An 11926-nucleotide genomic window follows, 5' to 3' on the forward strand; every position below is an offset into this window, starting at 1 on the left:
GGATCCCCTTGTTTTTATCGTTGGGTAACAGGCGTAAGCTTGTACTCTTTGGCAAAATCTTCAAGCATGGCAAATGTAGCATCGTCAAGCTCTACACCTTCCTGAAGAGAGGTGCGCCGTCGTGCCGCTTCTTTTTGTCCGTGAGTATAAATTTGTTTTTCTCCAGGGAGAGGGGTGCTGTTCCGAAGAGCTCTTAGAATGTCTCCCACGTAGGTTTTGATGGGCTCGGGATCTCCGAAGAGATCAAGACGGAAAGCCGAGAAGAAGTGTCCAACATTGGCATCGGGCTTTATGAAAATGTCTCGGGTCCAACTTCCCATAGAGAGGGGCGCACAAAGCAGTTCTACCAGAAGTCCGAGGCCATATCCCTTATGCCCGCCCATTTCTTCTGTGGAGCCACCTAAATATATCTGCCCACCTAAAGGGGTGGCTGGATCAGCGAGAAGTTTGTTTGCTTCCTTGGCGCAGGTGATAGGTCGTCCTTCTTCATCAAGAATCCATCCCTCTGGGAGGTCTTTATTTCTATGTTTATAGACTGATATCTTCCCTCGGGCTGCAGTAGTGGTAGCCATATCTAGAAGGAATGGGTCTTCTTCATCAGATGGAATTGCAACTGCGATGGGGTTTGTGCCAAGCATACGCTGCCGTCCGAGAGCAGGTACCGAGCAACGGATGGTGTTTGTAAAAGCTCCTCCTACAAAACCTTCTTTTGCGGCTTGTTCTGCCCAAAGACCGGCCATGCCGAAGTGATTGGAATTACGAACGGCTACGTAACAAGTTCCATTTTTACGAGTTTTTTCGAGACATATATCCATGGCAAATTTGGAAATATGAGAGCCTATACCGTAATGACCGTCAATAACAGCGGAAATAGGAGTCTCGTGAACAACTTCTGGTTGGGCTTCAGGGTGTACGTGGCCGCTCCCTAACTCGTTCCTGTAGACTTTCAGGCGGGTTACACCGTGAGAAGGAACACCTCGTGCGTCGGCTTCGGTCAAAACTTTTGCGGTAATTTCTGCCTTGTTTCGGGGATATCCTATCTTTTCTAATACATCGGCAGAAAAACTACGTAGGGCTTCATACCCTACACGTTGAAATGTAGAAGACATTTTAAGCCACCTCTCCTTCTTATTTTATAAAATTCATTAATGTAAAGCTCCTTTTTCTAAAACTTTTGAGGACATAACACATGTATATAAAGGGAGAAAGAGAAAGAAGTCAAGGTTTTTTATCCGTTTAACGGACCGCTGGTTCGCATATTGGATAAATATTCTTTGTAATCAAAGATTTCTAGGGACTCCAATGTATTAAAAAATATTTTTGCTGGATTTCCCTTTTTCATTCTTAAATAGCGCAACAAGTGATGAATGGTGCATTTCCATTCTATGAATGGAGAAATAGGACGCAACTGTCTCTAAAAAGAGACAGTTGCTATGTGTTATTACAACCGACATTTTCCGGAAATGCTGGTTTATGCTGGTATTTTACCATATATTTACTTTGTGAAGAGATGTTGTTTTTTAACTGTCATAGTGGTATGATACAGCGTGCCAAAAAATGATTGACCTTTTATAAAAGGGCGGGGATAGAGTGAATTTATTATTAGATACAACGAGTGACATCCCGTTAAATCAGCAGATTAAAGTTCAATTAAGATATTTGATTTTAAGTGGAGAGTTGTCTCCTGGTATGCAAATTCCCAGTGTAAGAGAGCTCGCTGCTTTTTTGAAAACGAATAGGAATACGGTCGCAAAGGCTTATAGGGAGTTGGAAGAAGAGGGGTATCTTGATATTCGTCAAGCTGCAGGTACTTATGTGGCTCAAAACCTTGATATACCTCCTCGTAAAGAGACGAAAGAGTTTGTATCCGTCTTAAAAAAAGCAATGCAGCAAGCATCAGAGTTGGGTTTTAGTTCTGAAGAGTTTGTGAATATGGCCCAAATGCTTATGCTGAAAGAGAAAAATAGCGGATCTAATGTAAAAGCTCTTTTTGTAGAATGTAATCCCTTTGCCCTTGAACAATATGTAAAAGATTTAACAAATGCTCTCGCCATTACGGTGGAAGGGGTCTTGTTAGACAGCCTGGTAGAAAAACGAGTTGAAGAGAGTTTTTTGGATTCTTTTGATGTGATCATTACTACGGCTGGACACTACCCGGAAGTGAAGAGAGTTTTAGGCAGTCGCCAGAACATTTATGGCATCAACCTCGGCCCATATTTGAAGGTGGTGGAACAACTTCTGGAATGCCCTAAAGATATGAGGATCGGCGTGATATGTATGTCTCCTCGTGGTGGGAGTGAAGGTTTGAAGTCATCTCTTCTGAATCTGGGCATTAAGGGAGATCTTATTACCGAAGGGTACTCTAGTGATGATGATATTAGACGGGTTGCGGCTGTCTCAGATATTCTTGTCGTCTCTAAATTTGCGCTTATGCATAAGAAAGATGTCTTTGAAAGGATGGGGAAGCGAGTTATTGAATATGAGAATGTGCTTTCCGAGTCCTCTATAGAGATTTTACGAAAGATTATAGAAAAGATCGTAAGTCATAAGAGTTGGGCTTAAGGAGGTCTGTTCATGCGTGCCATCCATATTGATCGAGATACGAAGAAACTCATAGCTGTGCTTAATCCTGGTTCTACGTCAACAAAGGTGGCACTGTATTCTGATAGGGAATGTCTTTTGGAGCGTTCAGTTTCTCATTCCCCAGAAGAATTGGCAGCAGATGTCTTTGCTCAAGTACGTGTAAGACGACAGGTTGTAGAGGAGCTATTTGCAGAGGTAGGGGTGTCAGCTAAGGATATATCTGCAGTAGCAGCAAGAGGTGGTCGGCTTCGCCCTATCCCCTCAGGGGTTTATAGGATGAATGGCCAAATGATAGAGGATAGTCTTAATGGGACATCGGGGAAACATGCTTCTGCGCTAGCGGTACTTATAGGGAAAGAGCTTGCTGCAGCTTCTAAATGTCCTGTTTTTGTAGTAGATCCGGTTTCGGTGGATGAATTTTTGCCAGAGTCCCGGCTTTCTGGACTGAAAGATATAGAACGTAAGTCTTTAGGGCATGCTTTAAATAGCAAGGAAGTTGCCTTCCGTGCAGCCTGTGACCTTGGGAAATCTTATGAGGATGTAAACCTGGTTGTGGCTCATCTAGGCGGTGGAACTACTGTTAGCGCACATAAAAAAGGCCAGATGATCGATCTTGTGAATGATTTTGAAGGAAGTTTTACTCCAGAACGGGCAGGAGGCCTTCCCACTCTGGAGCTAGTAAATCTCTGCTTCTCTGGTAAATATACGAAAGAGCAAGTAATGCGAAAGATAGAAGGAGAGGGAGGCTTTTATTCCTACCTTGGAACAAAAGATATGCAAGAAGTAGAAAGACGGATCGAAGAGGGAGATTCTCAAAGCGCATTAGTAATGAATGCTTACCTCTTGCAACTGTCAAAAACAATTGGGAGCCTTATGGCGGTTCTTTCCTTCTCTGTGGATGCTCTTTGTGTTACTGGAGGAATTGCACATTCCTTGAAAGTTACTTCCTTTTTAAAAGAAACTTTTTTGCCTGTCGCTCCAGTGTACATCTACCCAGGAAGCTTTGAGGTAGATACTCTGGCCAGGCGTGTATTAGGGGTGCTCAACGGTCAAGAGAGTCCCAGAATCTACCCAGGAGGCGAAGAAGAGTGAAAAGTTTTTTAGAATTAGAGAATGCTCTCCAAGAAAAATCAAATCTTGGAAAGATAACGTTCGCTGTCCCATGTCCCTATGAAGAAAGCATTTTAGTAGCTCTTTCCGAAGGAACGAGGAAGGGCTTTTGTAAGGGTGTCCTTGTAGGGGATTGTAAGAAAATAGAAGAAACAGCAAAAAAATCTAATATTGAGCTGACTCCTTTCGAAATAGTAGAAGAGAAAGAGGATGCTGTAGCTATCGAGCGCTCTTGTGAGCTCTTAGAGGATGACGCTGTATCTTGTTTGATGAAAGGTCTTGTTCATACAGGGGCTTTCCTTAAGGGAATTTTGCAACGAAAAAATCTTTTGACAAGTTCTTTGCTTACTCACGTAGCTGTATATGAAATTCCCGATCGCGATCTCCTCTTCGTTTCTGACCCCAGTATTATGGTTCAACCCACTATCGAACAGAAAAAAATCATTATTTTAAATGCCCTGCATGTTATGAGACAAATTGGCATATCCCATCGTCGAGTGGCGGTTTTGTCTAGTGTAGAGGCTCCCGCTCCTGCGGTTCCCTCTTCGGTAGAAGCTTTTGAGATTGTTCGTGATCTTCGCCCTTCCCTGTCACAGGAAGAATATATAGAAGGCCCTTTAGCATTAGATAATGCTTTCTCCCTTGAAGCTGCCGCTTTAAAAGGTCTGTCTGGTCCTGTTGCAGGGAAGGCGAATTTGTTTATTGTCCCTTCTCTTGATGCGGGTAATATCTTTTGCAAGGGGTTGACATATATCGGTAATTTCCCATCGGCGGGAATTGTGGCTGGCACTCGAAAGCCCGTAGTTCTGACTTCTCGCTCAGCTGGAAAGGAAGAGCGATACCACTCAATGCTTCTTGCTTGTTTAATGGCTTAACTTTAAACAATACGACTTTTTTACAGAATGAAGGAGGAATGTACATGAAGCTACTGGAAAATATGCCTATGGAGGGAGCACCATACTTTAGCGATGAAAAATGGGTTTCTCCCATGAATTTCATGCCTGAAGTAAAAGGAAAAGAGACTTCTGAATCTGTTTATATCCATGATGTAACCCTTCGCGATGGAGAACAGACGTGTGGCTTGAACTGGACTGAAGACGAGCGAGTGGACATTGCAGTTGCCCTTAATGACCTTGGCGTAAAAAGCATTGAGGTGGGAATGCCCATCATTTCTGACGATATTGGCCGAGCCATTGCCCGTCTGGTAAAGATGAACTTGAAGGCTGAGCTTATTCCTTTCTGCAGAGCTCGTCGTGATGATATTGAGAGTGCTGCTAAGACAGGTGTTGAAAAAGTCATTATAGAACACGCTGTTAATCCTTATACAGACTATTATGCCTATCACGTGGATACGGAAAAACTCATCGATCGTATCGTCAGTAATATTGAGTATGCAAAATCCCTTGGCTTGAAAGTTACCTTTATGGGATGGGATGTAACCCGTGGCACTCTTGAGTACGCCAAGAAAATCTATAAGGCCGTAGTCGATGCGGTACATCCTGAAGCAGTAGTTTTTACAGATAGCTTTGGTGTGGCCACTCCTCATGCCGTTTATCGCGCCGTTCGTGAGCTTAAAGAAGAACTGAAGATTCCCGTAGAGTTCCACGTGCACAACGAGTTCGGCATGGCCATGGGGTCTGTTATGGCTGCTGCCTATGCCGGTGTTTCGGGCATTCATTCTTCTATTAATGCTTTAGGCGAACGAACAGGAAACGTAGCTACAGAAGAGGTTGCGGCAGCTTTAGAACTGTTGCTGAACATCCATACAGGTATCGACCTGAAGAAAATAGACAGCATTACCAAGATGGTAGAGAAAATAACACAGATTCCTATTCACAGAAATAAGCCTATAACAGGTACGCGCCTATTCTGGATGGAGTCTGGAGTTGTTGTACAGGCGAAAACTCGTCTGGAAGAAGCAGGGATTCAGGCAGCTATGTTCCCTTATCTACCAAGTGTGGTCGGCCGTGAAGAGGCAAATATCGTTATAGGTGGATCTAGCGGAAAGGATAGCATATCTCTGTTCCTTGATAAGCTTGCCCTTCCTTACGAGGAAGATGATCTTCAGCCTTTAACTGATCGAGTGAAAGCTCTTGGTCGGGAAAAAAGAGACGTAGTTTCCGAAGAAGAGTTTAAACGCTTGTACGAGGAGTATAAAAACGAGAAGTAACAAAAGGGGGGACGTCAAAAAAGAGAAACTGTCGTAACCCAATTCATAAGCATTACGTGTCATAGGTTGCAATATTGGGAGAAACAAAGAAGAACTCTGTAGGACTTGATCTTTACAAAGGAGGATCAACATACGATGAAACGCAGTGTACGGTTAATCGCAGCTCTTTTACTTGTTTTCTGCCTTTCTGGATCTGCCCTTGCTGCAGATACAATTCGGATAGCCCTTGTGGCTCCTTTTACGGGTCTGGGTTCCATCCTGGGAGATTTTATTAAAAAGGGTGCTCAGCTAGCTGTTGACGAAATCAACGCCAAAGGCGGCATTGATGGGAAACAGATCGAGATGCTTGTGTACGATGACCAGGCTAACCCCAGCACCGCTATGAACGTTGTGCGGAAGGTCATTAATGACGATGTGGTAGCTATTTTCGGGCCCAATATGAGTAGTGCTGTTCTCGGTGTCCACTCACTTGCGAAACAGTCCAAAATACCCATGTTGGTAGCCGCCACATCGCCAAACTTGGATTATAGCAAAACTAAAAACGATTATCTATTCCGCTTGAGAGCAAACGACGACGCAAGAGTTTCAGCCATTGTGAAGTACGTTGTTGAGAAGCTTGATGTGAAAAAACCCGGAATTATTTACGGTACCACTGACTATTGTACAGCAGCTTTGGCAGTAGCAGAAAGAGAGTTTAAGAAATATGGCATCGAAGTTGTGGCAAAAGAGCAGATGAAAGAAGGAGACAAAGACGCTACAGGTCAGCTTCTTAAGCTGAAGAACTCCGGATTCGATTGTCTCGTTGGCTTTACACATGAGCCAGAAGCAGCCATCTGCATCACTCAGGCTCGGCAGCTCCAGCTTGACGTACCTCTTATTGGTTTCTCTGCTTGGAGTGCTCCTGTCGTAAAGGATCTTGCCGGAGACGCTATGGTTGGCGTATATGCTGCTATGGGCTTTGACGAGAATGATCCTTCCCAGGCAGTCCAGAATTTCGTGAAAAATTATAGCGCAAAGTGGGATAACGAATCTCCTACAGATCCTGGTCAGGCTTATTATGATGGTATCTATCTCTTTGCAAAAGTTGTTGAAGCAGCAAAGAGCACTGATGGCCCGGCTTTGATCAAAGCTCTGAACGAAGTTCAGATTGATGGCGTACAGGGCATGATGAAGTGTGACGAGAATCATAACTTCACTAACTATACATTTATAGCACGTTATAACGGATCTATCTGGGAAAAACAATAGATTTTTGAGGCTGCTACATTAACAGCACCTCTTTGAATCGAAGTTAAATACGTGCCGAGAGCCGTTGCTGACTCTCGAAGAGGGGCAGCAACGGCATTTATTTCTTTAAAGTTATAGTGGAGGGAAACTTATGAACCTGAGCGATGTGGTTCAAAACTTAGTTAGCGGCATGTCCATAGGTTGTACATACGGACTCATAGGTTTGGGAGTTGTATTCCTGTGGCAGAGTATTGAACGGATTAACTTTGCGAATATTAGCTCAGCTATGTTGAGCGCCTATCTTTTTTATACGTTCTACTCAAGTTTAAAGTTGGGATTCGTACTATCCTTTGTCTTTTCAATAGCCCTTCTGGCTCTATACGGCTTGATGTTGCGTTATCTTATTTATGAACCCATCATCCGTCGAGGTGGAGCTAGAATGGAGTTTGTTGTGGCGACCTTGATGGTGTGTACTTTCTGGTTGACAGTCATCATTGTCATTTATGGGGGATTGCCCAAGCCATTCCCGCCAGTTTTCGGGTCTTCTGCGGATTTGGTTGAGGTCGGTAGCGTTCGTTTGCCGAAGTTCTATTTCTATATTTTTGCCGTGGTTCTTTTCCTGATGGCTTTCCTTCACTTCCTATTGAGAAAAACTTTAGTGGGGAAAATTTTCAGAGCTACTGCTCAGAACGGAACTGCCGCCCAACTCATGGGAGTTAACGTCAATCTTTCGAGATCTCTAGCATTTATGCTTTCTACCATGGTTGTTGGTATTGCCGGGATTCTTCTGGCTCCAGTCTATTTCGTTTCCCTGGAGTTGGGAGGCGGGAGCATTGGTGTTAAAGGTTTTGCCTCGGCAGTTATGGGAGGATTGATGGATCCCTATGGCACCCTTTTAGGTGGAGTTGTTTTGGGCATTATAGAAAACTTCTCAACCCTGTTTATCTCTTCAACGTACAAAGATGTCATCTCTTTCTGTATCCTCGTTCTTGTTCTCATAGTAAGGCCCAGTGGAGTCTTTAACTGGACTGGTAACAGGGATAAGTAGGGGAGGAGGCGTAGAATATGAAACTTTCACGTAAATTTTTTATTATAATAGGGGTATTGTTGCTCCTTAGCTATCCCATGGTAGAGACGAAAGATTTTAGGGTTTTCCTTACGAATAGGGCGCTGCTTCACGCTATTCTTGTTTCGGGGCTTGTTTTCCTAACAGGATTTGCTGGGCAGATATCCTTGGGACAAGCGGGTTTTTATGCTATCGGTGCTTATGGGACGGCTCTTTTGACAACTCGCCTGGGTCTCCCTATCCCCGTAGGTATTGTTGGCGGTATCTTACTCAGCCTTGCGGCGGGACTGATTTTGAGTATTCCTTCTTTCTCGTTGAAAGCCTTCTTTTTGTCTCTTGTCACTATTTCTTTTGGGCAAGTTGTGTGGATGCTCGTTCTGAATGCGATTCCTCTTACAGGCGGGCCTGGCGGCTTGTTCGGTATTCCTCAGTTCCATATAGGCGAACATTTCTTTGATAACAGAGCCTATTACTATGTGTTCCTTGCCATTCTCTGTATTTCTATTCTTTTAATGTACCGTATAAAACACTCTTATATAGGTCGAGCCATGTTTGCCATTAATGACGACGAAGTGGCAGCAGAGTCTTGTGGCATCAGTTCGAAGAAGGCAAAGATTTTTGCTTTTGGTTTTGCTTCCTCTCTGGCAGGTTTGGCTGGAGCTCTCTATGCTCACTTTGCCGGCTTCCTCAGCCCGGAGCCTTTTACATTCGGAGAGTCTTCGAACTTTGTTGCTATGGCGGTAGTAGGCGGGCTAAAACACATGGGCGGTGGAATTATTGGCGGCGTAGGTCTTACATTTCTTCCTGAGCTTCTTAAGTTCAAAGGGTGGGAAACCTACTATATGCTTTTCACTTCCTTAATAGCGATTTTGTTCGTTGTTTTGCTTCCTACAGGCCTTGGCCCCTATTTTTCGAAACTTTTCAATAAGATTTTTGGCAGCAAGAACGATATGACGCAGACCTTGCATCATGTAAGGGGGCTGAACCGATGAGCATCCTTTTAGAAACTCAAAAAATGACAAAAGCCTTTGGCGGTGTATTGGCCAATAATGAAGTAGATATAAAGATTACAAAAGGGGCGGTAACAGCCCTTATAGGTCCTAACGGGTCAGGAAAAACAACATTTATTAACCAGGTATCAGGAGCTATGAAGCCTACGTCAGGCAGTATCCTTTTGGAAGGACAAGATATTACGAAGCTTGAGGGATTCCAGTACGCTCGCCGTGGAATAGCGAGAACCTTCCAGCGTATAAACCTTTTTAACAGCCTTTCTGTAGTAGAAAATGTGCTGACGGCCCGACGAAAATTTTTTGGATCATCGCTTTTTGATATTTTCTTTGCTACACCTCGGCTTAAAAAAGAGGAGAAGGAACAGTTTGACTATTCCATGGAACTTCTCAAGCTTCTAGGTCTTGAGAAGGAAGCTTTCGAGCGCCCGACCTCTCTGCCTTATGGGAAGCGGAGAGCTTTGGAAATTGCCAGGGCGCTGGCATTGGAACCCAAACTGCTCCTCCTTGACGAACCAGCAGCAGGTATGACGAAAGATGAGTTCAAAGATATTATGCAGATCATGCTCCTTCTTAAAAAGAAGGGAATCACCATGTTGCTTGTGGAACATACTATGGAGTTTATCAGAGAAGTGTCTGATTGGGTGTATGTTCTTAATTTCGGCCAAGTTATTTGCGAAGGGAAATTCGAAGATGTGGAGAAAGATCCTGATGTTGTCGCTGCATATCTGGGTGGGGAGGATATGGAATGAGTCTCTTATCGATCGAAAACCTCTCAGTAACATATAACGGAATTTATGCTCTCCGAAACGTAAATATTCGAATAGAAGAGGGAGAAGTCGTTTCGGTTCTTGGTCCTAACGGGGCTGGAAAATCTACATTACTGCGCACTATTTCCGGCTTGGTTCGACCTGAAGAAGGTGGGGATATTCTCTTTAGGGGACAGTCTATTCTAGGGTTGCAGCCTCATAAAGTTGCGAAGGCAGGTATAGCCCATGTCCCTGAAGGACGACAGGTTTTTCCTGAGCTCAGTGTCCAAGAGAACTTAGAAGTGGCGTCAGCTCTGTTGAAACCAGCGTCTAAAAGGGCTTCGGAAATTGAACAGGTTTACGAGCTCTTCCCCGAACTCGGACGTCGTAAAAAGCAGTTTGCCGGAACCATGAGTGGTGGAGAGCAGCAGATGCTGGCTATTGGTCGAGCCATGGTTTCTGGGAATGAGTTGATCATGGTAGACGAGCCTTCCATGGGACTGGCACCTGTTGTTGTTATTCGTATCTTTAAGACGTTGAAAGAGATTATGGAAAAAAGAAAACTTACACTTTTGCTGGTAGAGCAGAATGCCAAGCTTTCTCTTCCTCTCAGTGACAGAATTTATATCTTGTCTCAAGGCGCTATTACTCTTGAAGGCAGTGCAGAAGAGCTTAAAAATCAGGATACGATCCAAAATATGTACTTCGCAAAGAAGTGAGGTGGAGAAAAATGGAGCAACGCTACTCTTTAACCTATACCAAAGATAAAGAGTTGTCTTTTACTCTTCCAGAGGACGTTGTAGTGCAGCAGATGAAAAGTCGCAGCGGGGTGATTGCCAAAAGCCCGGAGGCTATTTGTCGAGCTGTCAGCAGTGCTCTGAATGCTCCATGCGGTAAATCGCTAGAAGAAGTTTTGGAAGAAAAAGGAGCTCCATTACTCTTAATTGTAGATGATCATACTCGTAGTACGCCTGTAAAAGAAGTTTTAGATGTTCTTGTTCCTCGTCTAGAACAGTGTGGTCTAAAAGACTCTGATATAAGCATTATTACGGCCAATGGAACACATAGAGAAATGATTCCGGAGGAAGTTGATGGGAAGTTAGGGGAGTACGGAAAACGTTTTAAGGTATATCAACATAACTGTTACGCCTCAGAGTCTTTAGAAAGTTATGGAGATCTTGATGGTATTCCTGTACTTTTGAACAAACACCTCAAAGAAGCTAGGACCATTCTTGCTGTAGGTTCTACAGTTCCTCATCGCTTTTGTGGATGGTCTGGTGGTGGAAAGATTATTACCCCAGGGCTGAGTGGGTATGAAACTATATTCCAGACACACTGCCGAGCCCTTCTTCGTGAGCAGATTGCGCCAGGCATGTATCCGAACTGGTTCCGCACTTTTATAGACGAAGTGGGACGAAGAGCTGGCTTAAGCTTTGTTGTGAATTTTGTTTCGGGAGCGGAGGGGTATTACGGAGTAGTGGCAGGAACTCCTGATAGTACTCTTATGGAAGGGATACGTATTGGCATGGAATACTCCTGCCAGGAGTTTGACGAACGATTCGACGTAGCTATTATCTCTTCTTACCCAGCTAGTCAAGATTTGTGGCAAAGCGGGAAAGGGTTTTATATTGGAGAGCATTTGGTGCCTGACGGGGGAGTAATTATTCTGGCTTCTCCTCTGATCGATGGTACAGGTGATCATCCAGAGTTTGCATCAGCTCTCCGTATGTCTGTGAAAGAGATAGAAAGTCTTCTCGCAGATAGAAAAGTATCAGATCCTTTGGGGGTATCAGCTTCTTGTGCTATTCGAAAAATTATGGAAACAAAGACCCTCGTACTTGTCACAGATAACTGCCACGTGAAGAAGGAAGTGGAGGAGATTTCTGGTATTCCTGTCTGTTCTTCCATCGGTGATGCTCTTCAGTTGGTACAATCCAAAAAGATGCGTCGAGTGGCTCTTGTTCAGGATTTGTACGTGTTACCTCTGGAACGTAAAAAGTAAAAATGGGGTGAA

The 11926-nt window shown here is 44.0% G+C and carries 11 protein-coding genes; 10 read left to right on the forward strand and 1 reads right to left on the reverse strand.

Translation table 11 applies throughout. The features are described 5' to 3' along the window. Window positions 1–14 precede the first annotated feature (14 nt). A complete protein-coding gene (locus tag K360_RS0102065) occupies window positions 15–1109 on the reverse strand; it encodes an Ldh family oxidoreductase (RefSeq protein WP_024821528.1) in 1095 nt (364 codons plus the stop codon). Between the two features lie 481 nt (window positions 1110–1590). On the opposite strand from K360_RS0102065, the gene K360_RS0102070 reads away from it, so the two are divergent. From K360_RS0102070 to K360_RS0102115, 10 genes are all read left to right on the forward strand, one after another. Further along, the gene (locus K360_RS0102070) at window positions 1591–2562 is read left to right on the forward strand and encodes a GntR family transcriptional regulator (RefSeq protein ID WP_024821529.1); all 972 of its coding nucleotides are present in this window, start codon (window positions 1591–1593) and stop codon (window positions 2560–2562) included. A 12-nt stretch (window positions 2563–2574) separates the two neighbouring features. Continuing rightward, the gene (gene buk, locus K360_RS0102075; protein ID WP_024821530.1) at window positions 2575–3675 is read left to right on the forward strand and encodes a butyrate kinase; all 1101 of its coding nucleotides are present in this window, start codon (window positions 2575–2577) and stop codon (window positions 3673–3675) included. Then, complete coding sequence (locus K360_RS0102080; RefSeq protein WP_024821531.1) at window positions 3672–4568, forward strand: phosphate acyltransferase; 897 nt, start codon at window positions 3672–3674, stop codon at window positions 4566–4568. Before buk ends, K360_RS0102080 begins: the two co-directional genes overlap by 4 nt. A 44-nt stretch (window positions 4569–4612) precedes the next feature. Continuing rightward, entirely contained in the window at window positions 4613–5863 is a 1251-nt protein-coding gene (locus K360_RS0102085) for a LeuA family protein (RefSeq protein WP_211235515.1), read from the forward strand. Window positions 5864–5998: 135 nt separating this feature from the next. Beyond that, window positions 5999–7111 (forward strand): ABC transporter substrate-binding protein, encoded by a 1113-nt coding sequence (locus K360_RS10405; protein WP_034326186.1) that lies wholly within the window; start codon window positions 5999–6001, stop codon window positions 7109–7111. A 130-nt stretch (window positions 7112–7241) separates the two neighbouring features. Continuing rightward, window positions 7242–8138 (forward strand): branched-chain amino acid ABC transporter permease, encoded by an 897-nt coding sequence (locus K360_RS0102095; RefSeq protein WP_024821533.1) that lies wholly within the window; start codon window positions 7242–7244, stop codon window positions 8136–8138. Window positions 8139–8155: 17 nt separating this feature from the next. Further along, on the forward strand, window positions 8156–9148 hold the full coding sequence (locus K360_RS0102100) for a branched-chain amino acid ABC transporter permease (RefSeq protein WP_024821534.1): 993 nt from the start codon (window positions 8156–8158) through the stop codon (window positions 9146–9148). Beyond that, window positions 9145–9915, forward strand: a complete 771-nt coding sequence (locus K360_RS0102105; protein WP_024821535.1) for an ABC transporter ATP-binding protein — start codon at window positions 9145–9147, stop codon at window positions 9913–9915. The genes K360_RS0102100 and K360_RS0102105 overlap by 4 nt, the downstream gene beginning before the upstream one ends. Next, window positions 9912–10631, forward strand: a complete 720-nt coding sequence (locus tag K360_RS0102110) for an ABC transporter ATP-binding protein (RefSeq protein ID WP_024821536.1) — start codon at window positions 9912–9914, stop codon at window positions 10629–10631. Before K360_RS0102105 ends, K360_RS0102110 begins: the two co-directional genes overlap by 4 nt. Before the next feature lie 11 nt (window positions 10632–10642). Continuing rightward, the gene (locus K360_RS0102115; protein WP_024821537.1) at window positions 10643–11914 is read left to right on the forward strand and encodes a lactate racemase domain-containing protein; all 1272 of its coding nucleotides are present in this window, start codon (window positions 10643–10645) and stop codon (window positions 11912–11914) included. The last annotated feature ends 12 nt before the right edge of the window (window positions 11915–11926 follow it).

Origin of the sequence: Aminobacterium mobile DSM 12262 (genome assembly GCF_000526395.1) — a bacterium.
Taxonomy (GTDB): domain Bacteria; phylum Synergistota; class Synergistia; order Synergistales; family Aminobacteriaceae; genus Aminobacterium; species Aminobacterium mobile.

Bases quoted from the DNA above. Each gene is read 5' to 3' on its own strand.
- K360_RS0102065 (WP_024821528.1), bottom strand. From the start codon at position 1,109: ATGTCTTCTACATTTCAACGTGTAGGGTATGAAGCCCTACGTAGTTTT.
- buk (WP_024821530.1), top strand. From the start codon at position 2,575: ATGCGTGCCATCCATATTGATCGAGATACGAAGAAACTCATAGCTGTG.
- K360_RS0102085 (WP_211235515.1), top strand. From the start codon at position 4,613: ATGAAGCTACTGGAAAATATGCCTATGGAGGGAGCACCATACTTTAGC.
- K360_RS10405 (WP_034326186.1), top strand. From the start codon at position 5,999: ATGAAACGCAGTGTACGGTTAATCGCAGCTCTTTTACTTGTTTTCTGC.
- K360_RS0102095 (WP_024821533.1), top strand. From the start codon at position 7,242: ATGAACCTGAGCGATGTGGTTCAAAACTTAGTTAGCGGCATGTCCATA.
- K360_RS0102100 (WP_024821534.1), top strand. From the start codon at position 8,156: ATGAAACTTTCACGTAAATTTTTTATTATAATAGGGGTATTGTTGCTC.
- K360_RS0102105 (WP_024821535.1), top strand. From the start codon at position 9,145: ATGAGCATCCTTTTAGAAACTCAAAAAATGACAAAAGCCTTTGGCGGT.
- K360_RS0102110 (WP_024821536.1), top strand. From the start codon at position 9,912: ATGAGTCTCTTATCGATCGAAAACCTCTCAGTAACATATAACGGAATT.
- K360_RS0102115 (WP_024821537.1), top strand. From the start codon at position 10,643: ATGGAGCAACGCTACTCTTTAACCTATACCAAAGATAAAGAGTTGTCT.